Genomic DNA, 13,340 nt, shown 5'->3' on the forward strand with positions numbered 1-13,340 from the left:
GTGCCGGCGCCTACTTCACGGCCTCGCCGGAGCGGGCCCAGTTGTCGTGCAGGCGGTCCAGGTAGGACTGTGCCTGCGAACCGATCTTGACGCCCCGGGCGAACGCGAGCATGTTGCCCGCCCCGGCGTTGTAGCCGAGGGCGAGCAGCTCGTCCTTGTCCAGCGGGGCGCTCACCCGGACGGGGATCTGGCCGGCGAGGTCGTGGAGGTGCCAGGCGGCGGCCTGGATCGCCAGGTTGCGGTCGTCGGGCAGCTCCTCCCAGCGGCGGGAGGCGAACGGGCGGCCCGGCTTGGTGTCGTCGAAGGCGGCCCGGTGCATGTTGGCGATGCCGAAGGCGGCGTCCGGCTTGTTGCGCTGCCAGGCCCGTTCGAAGTCCGGGTCGTGCGGTTTGTACGCCTCGTTGTAGAGGATCGCCATCAGCAGCTGGGGGTTGACCCCGGCCTCGGCGGCGTACTGGCGCACGGGCGCCGCGTAGTCGGCCGGCTCGTAGGAGCCGGAGGGCTTCGACGGCGGCGCGGACGACACGCCCGGGGCGGCGGAGGACGCCGGCGCGGCGGAGGACGGGGACGCGGAGGGCGCCGCCGACGAGGCGGCCGGCTCGTGGCCGCCCCCGCGGACGATGCCCCATCCGGCCGCGGCCAGGACACCGATCACGATCCAGCGCCCCCAGCGCGGTCCCTTCTGCTCCTCGCTCACCGCTGCCGACCCCTCCCCGTTCGTCCGTCATCCCGTTCGATCGCCGTACGGTCGACCGTGCCTCGCGAGAGGCCCGTCCGGCCCTATTCGGCGGACCTCTGGTCCCCGTCGAGGTTGCGCAGGAAGTCCTTCGCCTTCTCGACGCCGGTGTCGATCTGCCCGCTGTACTTGCCGTCCGTGCGGTCGTCGACCACGTCGCCGACCTTCTCCAGGCCCTGCCCGAGCACGTCGCTGTGCTCGCGGGCGAGGTCGGTGGCCTTGTCCGCGAGGTTCCTCAGACTCTCAAACATGGTGACGCTCTGCTCCTCTGGCGCGTTCCTGTTGGTGTGCCGACGTGGCGGGGATCATGGTCATCCTAACGAGGGCAGGAAAGGCGGTCCGACGTCGCGGAAAGGCGCCGGGTGACTCTGCTGAAATGGGTTCGTATGGTCCACACCAGCTTCTACAGACCTGTAGACGGCAGGAACTGCCACGGGACCGGTGGCGTCCCGGCACGAGCGGTGGCGTGGTCGCGCCGCCGCGGCCGAAACGATCGAGGGAAGTGCGCATGGCCGGCCAGCGGGCGAGAACGTCGTACCAGGACGCGGGAACCCGCACCGGGGACCCCGCCGTGCCCGCCCAGCGCTCCCGCGGGGCCGGTGGTGGTACCGGCCCGTCCCGGGAGGGCCGTTCGCAGCGGGGCGCGGCCTCGCGCCGCAGGCAGCAGGCCCGTCGGCGCGGCGGTCTGGTCGCCGCGCTCGCGGCGGTCGGACTGCCGCTGCTCGGCGGGATCGCGGACGAGCTGGGCGGCCCCGGCGTCGGCATCCTGTTCGCGGTCGGCGCGGTGCTCGGCACCGGCATCGCGGCCCTGCTGTGCAGCCGGACCGGCCGCTGGTGGGTGGTGACCGCCACCCCGGTGGTGGTGCTGCTCACGGCTTCGGGCGTCGAATACGTGGCCGATCCCGACCGGTACCAGGGCAAGGGCCTGGGTACCGGTGCGGTGCGCTGGGTGGTCGGGGCGTTCCCGGTGATGGCGGAGGCGGTGGCCGTCGCGCTGCTGGTGATCGTGGTCCGGACGGTGCTCCAGCGCCGACGGCCCGTCAGGGCGGGTGCCCCGAGCGGAAGGGGGCGCCGTGGCTGAGCGAGGCAACCGCCCGCGCGGCCGGGCCCCCCGCCGCGGCGCCGCCCCGTGGCGCATCGCCGACCCGCTGACCATGGCCGGTCGCACCCTGGCCTGCACCGTCTCGGTCGCCGTGCTCGGCGCCAGCGGCTTCACCTGGTACGAGTACCGCAGCCTGGACGACGGCATGATCAAGTCCACCGCGCTGGCCGACGCCAAGCGGAACGCCCCGCCGCACCTGGACAAGTCCGTCAACCTGCTGCTGATCGGCCTCGACAGCCGCAAGGACATGGACGGCAACGATCTGCCCAAGCAGTTCGTCGAGGGCGAACTGCACGCCGGCTCCAGCGAGATCGGCGGCTACAACACCAACGCCCTGATCGTGCTGCACATCCCGGCCAACGGCGGCAAGGTCACCGCGCTGTCCGTCCCGCGCGACGACTACGTCCAGACCGTCGGCGCCGACGGCAGGATGCACAAGATCAAGGAGGCCTACGGCATCGCCAAGGAGGCCGCCGAGGCGAAGCTCAACGGCAAGGGCCTCTCCAAGTCCGAACTGGAACGGCAGAGCCGGGAGGCGGGCCGCTCGGCCACCATCCAGACCGTGCAGAGCTTCCTGGACGTCCCGATCGACCACTTCGCGGAGGTCAACCTGATCGGCTTCTACGACATCGCCAAGGCGGTCGAACCGATCCAGGTCTGCCTCAACCACCCGGTCGACGATCCGATCATCGCCCGGACTGCCACCCACGAGGGCGGTGGCACCGGCCTCAAGCTGCCCGCCGGGATCAGCTCGCTCGACGCGGCCCAGGCGCTGTCCTTCGTCCGCCAGCGCCACCACCTCACCAACGGCGACCTCGACCGCACCCACCGGCAGCAGGCGTTCATCTCCTCCGTCGAGTACCGGCTCAAGCAGCAGGGCATCCTCAACGACTTCGGGCAGTTGCAGAAGCTGTTCGGGGTGGTGAAGAAGGACGTCGTGATCGACAACGAGTGGAACGTCCTCGACTTCGCCCAGCAGGCGCCCAACCTCACCGGCGGCAACGTCGAGTTCAACACCCTGCCGATCACGGGGTTCAAGACCATCAGCGGGCAGGAGGTCAACACCGTCAACCCGGACCTGATCAAGAAGATCGTCCGGCAACTGTTCGACCGCGACCAGGCGCTCGCCGCCCCGTCCACGGAGCCCGGCTCCGCGCCGGGCGAGACGGCCGCGCCCACGCCCTCGCCCTCGCCGAGCGCCGCGCCCAAGTCCGTGGTCGACGTCAACGCGGCGGCGGGGGCGGGCGCGGCCGCCACCGAGTCCAAGGCCCTGGTCGCACTCGGCTACCAGGCGGGCCGGATCGGCGACGCCCGCCCCCGGACCCGCGCCACCACGGTGGCGTACGGCAGCGGTGCCAAGGCCGACGCCCAGGCGGTCGCCGCCCGCTACGGTGTCACCGCCGTCCCGTCCTCGGCGGTCGCGGCGGGCCACGTCCTGGTCACCCTCGCCGCCACCCGCACGCCCAGCCCGACCCCGGCCGCACCCTCCGCGCGCGCGTCGGCCCCGGCCGACGGCTCGGCCGACCCGGCCGCCGGGCTGCCGATGCAGGGGCCGGCGGTGAAGGCCGGCGGGATTCCCTGCGTGGACTGAGTCCGGTGACGGGTGGTCACCGGCCCTGTCGGTCGGGCCGGTGACCGCGCTGTTCCCGCGGCGGCCGGCGCTGGTCCCGCTAGGCCCGCTGGTCCCGCAGGGGCTCGCGGCCGAGCACCTCGACGTACGTGATCCGGCCGTCGACGACGTCCAGGATCAGGGTGCCCTGCGCGGGCAGCAGTGGCACGCAGCGATGGCCCGGGCCGTAGGGCTGTCCGGCACGGTGGGGCTCGGTGCGGAAGCTCTGGCAGAACCCGTCGCCGCAGCCGCAGTCCGCGACCAGGCGCAGATCCCGGGCGCCGGCGGCGAGTTCGGGCTCGCCCTCCGCTTCCAGGAGGGCCGTCAGCTCGCGCACGAGATCGGGGAAGACCTCGCGGACGAGAGGGGCGCCGGTCACGGGCGCGGCGCCTTCTCGCCGTGGACGGCGGTGTACTCGGCGGCGAGCCAGGGGGCCAGGTCGTCGATGAGGGCGGCCAGGACGGCGCGGTCGGTGGTGGGGGTACGGGCGACGGTCGCGGCGAGGCGCATCTGCTCGGCGCGGTCGGGGTAGCGGACGGCGAAGGCCTCGGCGGAGGCGGTGAGGTCGCTGGTCCAGCCGTTCCAGCGGGGCATCACCAGGGTGAAACCGGTGCGGACGAGCCGGCGGGAGACCGCTCGGCTGAGCGCCGTGAGATCGGCGGCCGAGTCGGTGGCCTCCGGGGTGGCGGCCGCCAGTCGCTCGCGCCAGCGGGGGAGGGCGAGCGCGAGGTCGCCGTTGGTCTCGCGGGCGAGCAGGGAGGTCGGGCGGTAGCGGGGGAGGTGCTCGGCGAGGTCCTCGCCGAGCAGCGGGGTGCACAGGCAGGCGACGAACCAGCCGAGGTCGTGCCGCTCCAGCTCACTGAGCAGCGTGCCCGTGTCGAACAGGAGCACGCCGACGCCGTTGACCTGCGGGAACGCCGAATCCAGGGCGGCTTCGAGGGCGTCGGCCTCGGCGCGGTCGTCCGCGGTGGGCTCGCGGTGCAGGGCGAGCAGCAGGTCCAGGTCGGAGACGCCGGGGACCGCGGTGCCGCGGGGAATGCTGCCGTACAGGTAGCCGCCGTGCAGCCGGGCGGGGCCGAAGGCGGCGGCGATCCGCTCCCGGGCGGCGTCGACCACCGGGGCGAACTCCGCCGCCACGCGGCCCAGCGAGCCCTCCCGCGCGATGTACCCGTCCTCGTCCAGTCCGTTGCCGATCACGGTGGCACTCTGCCCGGTCCACGCGTCGTCGGCCACCGGTTATTCGTGGAGGCGCGCGGCGGACGGGCGGGTGCCCGGGCCGGAGGACGCACAGGTGCCGCTGTCCTGGGACGCGCCGGCGCCACCGGCCGACGGGGCGGACGGTGGCGGCGGGGAGCCGGGCCGGACCTGCGTCAGGGCGTGGTCCCGGTCGTGGCGGACGACTTCGGTGCGGTGGTGCCCGGAGTCGTCGAGGTGCCGGCGCCCGTCGTCGTGGTCCGGTTGGTCGGAGGCTGACTGAGCGTCGAGCTGCTGGTGGTCGTGGACGTCGCCGTCGAGGCGGACGAGCCGTTCGTCGTCTCGGTGCTCTCGGACGGTCTGCCCGAACTGGTCGAGGAGGTGGCCGAGCCCGTCCCGGTGGACGGCTTGGAGGACGTCGCGCCGGAGGACGTCGCGCCGGACGACGTGGCGCCCGACGACGTGGCGCCCGACGACGTGGCGTGGGACGAGGTGGCACCCGACGAGGTGGCACCCGAGGAGGTCGCACCGGAAGACGTGGCACCCGAGGTGGTCCCCGAACCCGGCCTGGAAGTCGCGCCGGAGGTCGGGGCCGTCGCCGTCGGGCCGGTCGGCCTCCACGGGGCGGGCGGCGGGATGCCCGGCACCAGCGGTCCCTTCGGCGGGTCGACCCGCTTGTCCACCACGTCGACCCGCCCGGTCAGCCGGACGAACCAGCCGCCCGTCTCGACGTTCACCAGGACGATCTCGGACACCGGCTGCGGCGCCGGCACCACCACGACCAGCGTGTTCGGCTCGAAGCCCGTCCAGGCCTTTCCCGTGTACTTGGCGTTACTGACCAGCACCGGCGGCTTCAGCGGGTTGCCGCAGGCACACCGCACCCGGGGCACGCCCCGGGAGTCCACCAGGACGGCGGTGCCCGCCTGCAGCACCGACTGGTACTCGACCACGGCGCCGCTCTTGTAGCTGTGGTTGGTCACGCGGGTGTCCACCCGCAGGTACGCCGAGGTCAGCGAGCGCAGGTAGGACGGGATGGCGGACTGCTCGATGCCCGCCGCCGAGGCCCAGGCCCGGCCGGTGTCGCCGCTGCTCACCATGCCGATCAGCCGCTCGGTGTCACAGCTGGGCTTGCTCATCGTTCCGCCGTACAGGCCGGCGGAACTGCCCTGCACGCTGTGCAGGACGGCCGTGGGACTGCTCGTCGCCGAGCCGCCCGGCTGGGCCGGTGCGGCGGTGGGTGCGGGAGCGCTCATGCCGTGGGTTTCCACCGATGGGGTGAACGGGGCGGGCCCCGGGTCGGCCGGGGTCTGGAGGGCGACCTCGTTGGCGGTCGGAATGGCTTCGTTCTTCCCGCCCTGGTTGTTGATGACCAGCACGGCGGCCACCACGGCCGCCGCCACCACCGCAGCGGCCACCGCCAGGCCCTTTCCGGAGCGCCACCACGGCCGGTGCGGCCCGCGGCCGCCCGCGCCGGCGGCGGAGGACCCGGACGGGCCCGAGGGCGGCGGTGGTCCGGTCGCGCCGCCACCCGACGGCGGGCCGGCCAGCGGGCCGGACGGGGGACCGGAGGGCGGGCCGTAGGGCGGCTCGCCCGGCTGCCCCGGGCTTGGCGGTTGGGAACTCATCGAGGCTCCGTTTCGCAGGCAGCCGGCGTGAACGGCCGGCGCGGGAAGCTCCTGCCACTGGGACCCATTTCTCCCCCGGCGCCCCGTGCGCCGCAACAGCAGGTGCCGTCGCCGTCGCCGAGCGTGCCCGGCCCTGGTCGGTCACGCTGGGAACGGACCAGGCCCGCTCGAACCAGAGGGAGGCGGCATGCAGCAGCGCACCACCGGGCCCGCCGGCCCGCCCGGAGCCGTCCGCGGCTGGCTGGACGCGCTCGCGGTCGTGCTGGCCGGGCTCGTCGCGATGGCGGCGGTGGCCGCGCTCGGCCTCTGGCTGGCCGGCGCCGACGACCTCCCGGAGGGCGGCTTCCCGCCCGTGCTCGCCGCGACGCTGGCGCTGGCCGTCGGCGGATCCGTCCAGCTTGACGGCGGCGCGGGCAACTTCGCCGCCGTGGACGCCGGGGTCGACGCGATGCCGCTGACCGTCTCGCTGGTCGGCGCGGTCGTGATGGCCGAGGTGTTCCTGCGCCAACTGCGCTTCCGCGCGGTCGCCGGGGGCGGTGAACTGCTCGGCCGGATCATCCGGACGGTGGTGCTCTGGCTGATCGCCCTGGTGGTGATCACCGTCACCGCGAAGCACACCTTCGTGATCCAGCTCGGCGGCAGCCTGGCCCAGACCATCGGCGGCGCGCTCGGGCTCACCCCCGAGGTCGGCTTCCACGCGGAGGGAGCCACCACGATCGGCATCGGGCTGGCCTGGCTGCTGCTGGTGCTCGCGGCCACCTTCGCGGTGTCCCGGCGGGCACCGCTGCCGCGCGGCCTGCTTCGCTACCAACTCGCCGTCCGCCCGGCCGCGTTCGCGCTGTGGACGGTGCTGCTGGCGTACGTGGTGATCGGCGCGGTCGCCGGGATCGTCACCGCGATCACCCACGGGAATGCCCGGCAGACCATGGCTGTGCTGCTGCTCGCCCTGCCCGACCTGGCCTGGATGGCCTTCGGCCTCGGCCTCGGCGCCGTGTGGCACGGGCGGTTGGTCGGTGCGCTCGGCCTGCCCGTGCCCGAGCCGCTCAGCGCGGTGCTGCGCGCCCCCGGCGGGAAGGAGGCGACCATCGACCTCGGCACCCTGGCCGACCACGACTCCCGCACCTGGTGGCTGCTTCCGGTGGCCGCCGTGCTGCTGCTCGCCGCCGCCTTCCTCGCCGCCCGCCGCTCCCCGCGCACCGTCCGCCTCTGGCAGCACGCCGTCCGCTTCGCCCTGGCCACCGCCGTCACCGTGCTGCTGATCGGCCTGTGGACCCGGATGGACGCCGACTACGGGCTGTCCGTGCTGGGCGTCGGCCTGGGTCAGGGTGGGCTGGGGGACCTGCTCGGCGCGGTCCTCGGTGGCAGCAACCCGCTGGCGGCGCTGGGCAGCGGCAGCCTGACGCTGCGCCCGGCGCTGTGGCCGTCGGTGCCGTTGGCGGCGGCCTGGGGGCTGGTGACCGGGCTGATCGGGGCGCTGCTCGCGGCGCGGGTGCAACGCCGCGGCGAGGTCACCCAGGAGGCGGGCGGCTGAGCGCTCCCCGGGTGGCGGGGCCCGGGCCGCCCGGCCTCAGAACGCCTCGGCGATCAGGATGACCACCGCCGGGACGGCCTGGCCGAGGGCTCCGCGCCACAGCTTCGGCTCGGAGACGAACAGGGTGGTCCCGCCGGCCACCATGAAGGCGGCCACGTAGAGGATCACCGGGCGCCCCGACCCGGCGTGCCCGGTGTGCAGCAGGGCCAGGCCCGCGACCAGCCCGAGGGCCAGGAACAGGTTGTAGAAGCCGACGTTGAAGCGCCACAACCGGACCTCCGGGGCGTCCGCGGTGCTGCCGGTGAGCAGGTAGCGCACCCGTGGATGACCGTACAGGTAGCTCTCCAGCGGCCACACCACGAGGTGGATCGCGGCGGCGAGCATGGCGAAGACCTGGCTCACGGCGTTCATGTTCGACGGCTCTCCCTAACGGTCCCGGAACGGCGGGTGGACGGCCGGGCCGGCCCAGGCGGGCGGGTCCGGGACGCCGACCGGGGCGGCGGGGGCCCGGGCGACGGCCGGGACGGCCCGGGTGGGCGGGCCGCCGCCGCTCCACGGAGCGGGCCCGGTGGCGGCCCGCAGCTCGGCGACGAACTGCAGGCAGCTGGGGTAGCGCTCGCCGGGCGCCTTGGCGAGGGCGCGGGCGACCACCGCATCGACCGCCTCCGGGAGGTCGGGCCGCTGCCCGCGCACTTCGGGCGGCGGGTCGTTGAGGTGTGCCCAGAGCAGCGCGAGGTCACTCTCCCGGCGGAACGGCGGTGCGCCGGCGAGCAGTTCGAAGACCACGCAGCCCAGGCCGTACTGGTCGCAGCGTCCGTCCAGCGGCTTGCCGGAGATCTGCTCGGGTGCGGCGTAGTCCAGCGTCCCGACGATCTGGCCGACCCCGGTCAGCCCGCTGAGCGACAGGGACTTCTTGGTCAACCCGAAGTCCGCCAGGTACAGGTGCTCGGGGTGCTCGCTGTCCGTGCCGGCGGCGACCAGGACGTTGCCGGGCTTGACGTCCCGGTGCACCAGCTCGTGTTCGTGCGCGGCGTCCAGCGCGGAGGCGATCTGCAGGGCCAGCCGGGTGGCGCGCTCGATCGGCAGCGGGCCGTCCCGGTTGATCAGGGCCCGCAGGTCGCCGCCCTCGACGAAGCGCATCGCCAGGTAGAGGATGCCGTCGTGCTCCCCGGCCTCGAACACCGGGATGATGTGCGGGTGGTCGATCCCGGCGGCCGCCTCGGACTCGTGCATGAACCGCTGTCGGAACACCTCGTTGCGGGCCAGCTCGGGGGCCAGCAGCTTGATCGCGACGGTCCGGCCGAGCCGCAGGTCCTTGGCCCGGTAGACGACGGCCATCCCGCCGCGCCCGATCTCCTTCTCCAGCCGGTACCCGGCCACCTGCCGCCCCACCAGGCCGGCCGGCAGGCTCGGTGCCGAGGGCGGCTCGGCGGGGATCACGGCTCGCCGGTCCGGGTGGGCGCGTACGAGCTGTGCACGGGTGCCGCGGTCGGGGACGGCGCCGGAGACCCGGGTGCCGCGGTCGGGGACGGCGCCGGAGACCCGGGTGCCGCGGTCGGGGACGGCGCCGGAGACCCGGGTGCCGCGGTCGGGGGCACCGGGGAGACCGGGGTGGACACCGGCGCGGGCGGCGGCCGGTCGGTGGCGGCGTAGGTCTGCAGCTGCAGCCCGTCGCAGTAGCACCAGCGGTCGTGCACCGGATCGAACACCCAGAGCGCCTCGCCGTCCGCCACCAGGCCGATCCGCAGCCCGCGGGTCTGCTCCCGGAAGGCCTCCAGGTCCAGCGTGCCCGCCGCGAGGTCCTCCAGCAGGGCGCGGTGGCGGACGAGCGCGGCTTCGGCCTCGGCGAGCGCCGGGCGCGGGTCGGCGGTGCGGGCGGGCGGGCCGCCCGCTGCGGGCGGCGGCTGGGGCAGTGCGACCAGCAGCCGACCGTCCACCCAGGCGGTCCAGCCGTTGGAGCAGAGGACCTGTGCCCAGTCGCCCTGTCGGGCGATCAGCCGGACCGGGAGCAGCGGGTCGAGCCGGGTGGACGGCCGCGCCGGATCCGGGGCCGTCCAGGTCGCCAAGCCGTCCGGCGGGGCGACGTGGGTGGGGCGGAACGCGAACTCGTCCATGGGCGGGTGGATTCCCTCCGCCGCGCGAGCCGGAGCCGGTGGCCGGAGCCGGTGGCCGGGGCTGCGTGCGGCACTGTCACCGCAGGTCCGTTTCCACTCTACCGGCGGCGGCCCGGGCGGCTACTTGCGCATGATCGTCGGCTCGCGCCGCCGCAGCAGGGCGAGCACCGCCAGCCCGTACGCCACCGCGAGGACGAACAGGGCGGCCATGTCGATCAGCCAGCCGGTGGGCTCGTGGCGGAACATCGGGTCCTCGGTGATCGGGCTGGGCGCGACGAGGCGGCTCAGGTCGACGGTGCGGGCCATCGCGGCCAGGCCCCACCGGGACGGGATCAGCCAGGCGAACTGCTCCAGTCCCGGTACGCCGTGCAGGGTGAGCATCAGGCCGCTGAAGACGACCTGGACGATCGCGAGGAGCACCAGCAGCGGCATCGTGGTCTCCTCCTTGCCGACGGACGCGGAGACCACCAGGCCGAGCACCATCGACGTGAAGGCGAGCATCGCGATCGCGAGGATCAGTTCGGGCAGCTGGGGCATCAGCACCCCGCTGGTCACCGGAGGCGGGGCGTTCGGCCGCGGCTGTGCGGTGAGCGTCACCCCGGCCAGGCCGACCACGGTCAGCACCGCGGACTGGGCCGCCGTGACGAGGCCGAGCACCACCACCTTCGAGACCAGGTACGCCGATCTGGACAGCCCGACCACCCGTTCGCGCCGGTAGATCGCGCGCTCCTTGACCACCTCGCGCACCGCGTTGGCCGAGCCGATGAGCACACCGCCGAGGCAGAGCGTCAGCAGGCAGTTGATGGCGTTCTCGTCGGTGAGCCGTGAGCCGGCCATCGCCCGGCACATCACGCCGATGATGAACGGCAGGGCGATCATCACCGTGAGGAACAGCCGGTCGGCGGCGAGCACCGCGGCGTACCGGCGCACCAGGGTGCCCAGCTGGGAGAACCAGTTCTGCGGCTTCTCCCGGCCGATCACGGGGGAGGAGGCCGCCGGTGGCTGCGCCGGGTGCGCGGCCTCGGCCGTCACGTACCGCCGGTACTGCGGCGAGGCGCGGAACCGCTGCTGGCAGACCCCCTCGGAGTCGCTCTCGAAGGTCTCGAAGGCTTCCGGCCACTCCTCCTCGCCGAAGTACGCCAGCGCCTCGGTCGGCGGACCGTAGTAGGCCGTCCGGCCGCCGGGGGCGAGCATCAGCAGGCGGTCGCACACGTTGAGGCTCAGGACGCTGTGCGTCACCACGACCACCGTGCGGCCGTCGTCGGCCAGTCCGCGAAGCATGCGCATCACCGAACGCTCCATGCCCGGGTCCAGGCCGGAGGTCGGCTCGTCGAGGAAGAGCAGCGAGGGCTTGGTGAGCAGTTCCAGCGCGATGCTGACCCGCTTGCGCTGGCCGCCGGAGAGGCTCGCGATCACCTGCTGGTCGCGCTGCTCCAGCCCCAGTTCCCGGATCACCTCGCAGACCCGGGCCTCGCGCTCGTCAGCCGCGGTGTCGCCGGGGAAGCGCAGTTCGGCCGCGTAGGACAGGGCGCGGTGGACGGTCAGCTGGGTGTGCAGGATGTCGTCCTGAGGGACGAGGCCGATCCGGCTGCGCAGCTCGGCGTAGTCGTGGTAGAGGTCGCGGCCGTCGTACAGCACGGTGCCCTCGTCGGCGGGGCGCAGCCCGGTGAGCGCGTTGAGCAGGGTGGACTTGCCGGCGCCGCTCGGGCCGGCCACCGCGAGCAGCGTCCTCTCGGCGAGCGGGAAGCCGACGTCGTCCAGCAGCACCCGGTCGTCCGGGCCGACCCGTACGACCAGGTGCTGGACGTCCAGGGAGACCTCGCCGGTGTCGATGTACTCGACCAGCCGGCCGTCGACCAGGCAGAACTCGCAGTGGCCGATGCCGACGATGTCGGCCGGGCCGACCGGGGCGTGGCGCACCGGGCGGCCGTCGACGTAGGTGCCGTTGTGGCTCTCCAGGTCGACGATCTCGTGGCCGCCACCCGGCAGTTCGCGTAGTTCGGCGTGGTGCCGGGAGACCAGCAGGTCGTCCAGGACCAGGTCGTTGTCGCTCGAGCGGCCGATCCGTACGGTCGGCCCCGGCAGGTCCATGACGGCGCTCGGGCTGCGGAAGACGCTGGAGCTCTCCGGGACGAGCAGGGTCGGGTGCTCGCCCGAGGCCGGGCCGGCGGGGCCGGGCAGGCCGGCGAAGGTCGCGGACGGGCCGTCGGCCGGGTCGCCGAAGCGCAGCCTGGTGCCCGGGCCGACGTCCTCGCGGTCGACCCGGCGGCCCTGGTCGTAGGTGCCGTTGGTGCTGCCGACGTCCTCCAGCAGCCAGTGGCCCTCGGCCGTGCGCAGCACGGCGTGGTGCCAGGAGACCCGGGGGTCGTCCAGCACGATCTCGCTGGTCGGGTCGCGGCCCAGGTGGTAGGCCCGGGTCGGGTCGATCAGCCGGGAGTCGCGGTCGGTGACCAGGACGAGGGGTGGCGCGGTGGGCGCGCCGGGGCGCTGTCCCATGCAGCGCATTCTATCGTCGGGGGCCGCCGTCGTGCTTCGGGAGAGGCCTTCGCGAATGGTGACATTGGACTGGACCACTGCCTCCGTGCGCCACTATCGTTCGGCGTGCCCGCCCACGAGCGTAGGGGTCCCATGACCGTCTGGCCGCAGTTGCGCAGTTCCCGGACCGTCCGAGCCGGGCGCGCCGACGGGCGGACGCTGCGCCTCGGGCCGATGGACACCGTGCTCGCGGACCTCTCCGTCTCCGTCGTGCTCTGCCGGCCGCTGGGCGCGGACCGGCTCGCCGCCGGACTGGCCCTCGCCCCGGACCGGGTGCCGGTGTTCGCCGGACGGCTGCGCGCCGACCGGGACGCGCTGCGGGCGGTCTGCGACGACTCCGGCGTGCCGCCGGAGGTCTACACCGTGGACCGCCGGCTCGGGGCACTCAGCCTCCTGGTGCAGCCGTGACCGGTCTCGCGCTGTGGCTGGTCGCCACCGACCAGCCCGAGGAGGTGGTCGCCGGGTCGCGGCGGACGCTGGACGCCCGGGAGCGGGCCCGGGCGGTGCGGGCGGGGGAGCTGCGGCGCGACCGGTTCGCCGTGGTGCGCGGCGCCGTCCGCCAGCTACTGAGGTTTTCAGGGCGGGGTCGGTGGGGTGAGTGAGAGGCCGGTGCCGGCCAGGCATCCCTCAATGAGGGTGGATCGAAGTTGGATGTGCCGTAGCCCGCGGCGGAGGGTGTGAGTGAGGTGGTCGGCGTCAGTAAAGGCGGTGTTCGCCATCGGGCCGCGCCGCAGGAGTGACCAGAGGCCTTCGACCGGGTTGAGGTCCGGTGCGTATGAGGGCAGCTGGAAGACGGTGAGCCAGTCGTGCTCGGCCGCGTACCGCTTCATGCCGGCGGACAGGTGGACGTTCAGGTTGTCCCAGACCAGGACGATGGGGCCGCCGAGCTGGATG

General features: G+C 74.1%; 15 protein-coding genes. 5 read left to right on the top strand and 10 right to left on the bottom strand.

The window, feature by feature from the left end; all coding sequences use genetic code 11:
- Nucleotides 1-10: 10 nt before the first annotated feature.
- Nucleotides 11-697 (bottom strand): lytic transglycosylase domain-containing protein, encoded by a 687-nt coding sequence (locus ACH4J0_RS26420; RefSeq protein WP_396243065.1) that lies wholly within the window; start codon nt 695-697, stop codon nt 11-13.
- An 83-nt stretch (nt 698-780) separates the two neighbouring features.
- A complete protein-coding gene (locus ACH4J0_RS26425) occupies nt 781-987 on the bottom strand; it encodes an antitoxin (RefSeq protein WP_396243066.1) in 207 nt (68 codons plus the stop codon).
- A gap of 257 nt (nt 988-1,244) precedes the next feature.
- Between ACH4J0_RS26425 and ACH4J0_RS26430 the strand changes: the two genes are divergently transcribed.
- Both ACH4J0_RS26430 and ACH4J0_RS26435 read left to right on the top strand, forming a co-directional pair.
- Nucleotides 1,245-1,817, top strand: a complete 573-nt coding sequence (locus ACH4J0_RS26430) for a DUF6542 domain-containing protein (RefSeq protein ID WP_396243067.1) — start codon at nt 1,245-1,247, stop codon at nt 1,815-1,817.
- Nucleotides 1,810-3,429 carry an LCP family protein gene (locus tag ACH4J0_RS26435; RefSeq protein ID WP_396243068.1) on the top strand — a complete coding sequence of 540 codons (1,620 nt, stop codon included), beginning with the start codon at nt 1,810-1,812 and terminating at the stop codon, nt 3,427-3,429. The genes ACH4J0_RS26430 and ACH4J0_RS26435 overlap by 8 nt, the downstream gene beginning before the upstream one ends.
- A 79-nt stretch (nt 3,430-3,508) precedes the next feature.
- Here the strand turns inward: ACH4J0_RS26435 and ACH4J0_RS26440 are convergent, their stop codons facing one another.
- From ACH4J0_RS26440 to ACH4J0_RS26450, 3 genes are all read right to left on the bottom strand, one after another.
- On the bottom strand, nt 3,509-3,826 hold the full coding sequence (locus tag ACH4J0_RS26440) for a hypothetical protein (RefSeq protein WP_396243069.1): 318 nt from the start codon (nt 3,824-3,826) through the stop codon (nt 3,509-3,511).
- Nucleotides 3,823-4,680 (bottom strand): nucleotidyltransferase, encoded by an 858-nt coding sequence (locus tag ACH4J0_RS26445; protein WP_396243070.1) that lies wholly within the window; start codon nt 4,678-4,680, stop codon nt 3,823-3,825. Before ACH4J0_RS26445 ends, ACH4J0_RS26440 begins: the two co-directional genes overlap by 4 nt.
- A 137-nt stretch (nt 4,681-4,817) precedes the next feature.
- Nucleotides 4,818-6,266, bottom strand: coding sequence for a DUF6777 domain-containing protein (locus ACH4J0_RS26450; RefSeq protein ID WP_396243071.1), 1,449 nt, complete (start codon nt 6,264-6,266; stop codon nt 4,818-4,820).
- Between the two features lie 187 nt (nt 6,267-6,453).
- On the opposite strand from ACH4J0_RS26450, the gene ACH4J0_RS26455 reads away from it, so the two are divergent.
- Nucleotides 6,454-7,797, top strand: a complete 1,344-nt coding sequence (locus ACH4J0_RS26455) for a streptophobe family protein (protein ID WP_396243072.1) — start codon at nt 6,454-6,456, stop codon at nt 7,795-7,797.
- 36 nt (nt 7,798-7,833) lie between these two features.
- Here the strand turns inward: ACH4J0_RS26455 and ACH4J0_RS26460 are convergent, their stop codons facing one another.
- The 4 genes from ACH4J0_RS26460 to ACH4J0_RS26475 all read right to left on the bottom strand — a co-directional run bounded on the left by ACH4J0_RS26460 (nt 7,834) and on the right by ACH4J0_RS26475 (nt 12,407).
- Nucleotides 7,834-8,208 (bottom strand): DUF1304 domain-containing protein, encoded by a 375-nt coding sequence (locus ACH4J0_RS26460; protein WP_396243073.1) that lies wholly within the window; start codon nt 8,206-8,208, stop codon nt 7,834-7,836.
- Nucleotides 8,209-8,223: 15 nt separating this feature from the next.
- Nucleotides 8,224-9,234: a serine/threonine-protein kinase gene (locus tag ACH4J0_RS26465; RefSeq protein WP_396243085.1), complete on the bottom strand. Its 1,011-nt coding sequence runs from the start codon at nt 9,232-9,234 to the stop codon at nt 8,224-8,226.
- Complete coding sequence (locus ACH4J0_RS26470; protein ID WP_396243074.1) at nt 9,234-9,911, bottom strand: hypothetical protein; 678 nt, start codon at nt 9,909-9,911, stop codon at nt 9,234-9,236. Before ACH4J0_RS26470 ends, ACH4J0_RS26465 begins: the two co-directional genes overlap by 1 nt.
- 120 nt (nt 9,912-10,031) lie before the next feature.
- Nucleotides 10,032-12,407, bottom strand: a complete 2,376-nt coding sequence (locus ACH4J0_RS26475; RefSeq protein WP_396243075.1) for an FHA domain-containing protein — start codon at nt 12,405-12,407, stop codon at nt 10,032-10,034.
- 132 nt (nt 12,408-12,539) lie between these two features.
- Between ACH4J0_RS26475 and ACH4J0_RS26480 the strand changes: the two genes are divergently transcribed.
- Both ACH4J0_RS26480 and ACH4J0_RS26485 read left to right on the top strand, forming a co-directional pair.
- On the top strand, nt 12,540-12,854 hold the full coding sequence (locus ACH4J0_RS26480; RefSeq protein ID WP_396243076.1) for a hypothetical protein: 315 nt from the start codon (nt 12,540-12,542) through the stop codon (nt 12,852-12,854).
- The gene (locus tag ACH4J0_RS26485) at nt 12,851-13,048 is read left to right on the top strand and encodes a hypothetical protein (RefSeq protein WP_396243077.1); all 198 of its coding nucleotides are present in this window, start codon (nt 12,851-12,853) and stop codon (nt 13,046-13,048) included. Before ACH4J0_RS26480 ends, ACH4J0_RS26485 begins: the two co-directional genes overlap by 4 nt.
- Here the strand turns inward: ACH4J0_RS26485 and ACH4J0_RS26490 are convergent.
- Nucleotides 13,022-13,340: transposase (locus tag ACH4J0_RS26490; protein WP_396243078.1), on the bottom strand; the 319-nt coding region annotated here is incomplete at its 5' end. The genes ACH4J0_RS26485 and ACH4J0_RS26490 overlap by 27 nt on opposite strands.

Source organism: Kitasatospora sp. NPDC017646, assembly GCF_044329365.1.
Classification (GTDB): Bacteria; Actinomycetota; Actinomycetes; order Streptomycetales; family Streptomycetaceae; genus Kitasatospora.

Excerpts from the sequence above, each read along its gene's own strand:
- ACH4J0_RS26430 (WP_396243067.1), top strand. The coding sequence starts at position 1,245 with ATGGCCGGCCAGCGGGCGAGAACGTCGTACCAGGACGCGGGAACCCGC.
- ACH4J0_RS26460 (WP_396243073.1), bottom strand. The coding sequence starts at position 8,208 with ATGAACGCCGTGAGCCAGGTCTTCGCCATGCTCGCCGCCGCGATCCAC.
- ACH4J0_RS26475 (WP_396243075.1), bottom strand. The coding sequence starts at position 12,407 with ATGGGACAGCGCCCCGGCGCGCCCACCGCGCCACCCCTCGTCCTGGTC.
- ACH4J0_RS26425 (WP_396243066.1), bottom strand. The coding sequence starts at position 987 with ATGTTTGAGAGTCTGAGGAACCTCGCGGACAAGGCCACCGACCTCGCC.
- ACH4J0_RS26480 (WP_396243076.1), top strand. The coding sequence starts at position 12,540 with ATGACCGTCTGGCCGCAGTTGCGCAGTTCCCGGACCGTCCGAGCCGGG.
- ACH4J0_RS26455 (WP_396243072.1), top strand. The coding sequence starts at position 6,454 with ATGCAGCAGCGCACCACCGGGCCCGCCGGCCCGCCCGGAGCCGTCCGC.
- ACH4J0_RS26450 (WP_396243071.1), bottom strand. The coding sequence starts at position 6,266 with ATGAGTTCCCAACCGCCAAGCCCGGGGCAGCCGGGCGAGCCGCCCTAC.
- ACH4J0_RS26470 (WP_396243074.1), bottom strand. The coding sequence starts at position 9,911 with ATGGACGAGTTCGCGTTCCGCCCCACCCACGTCGCCCCGCCGGACGGC.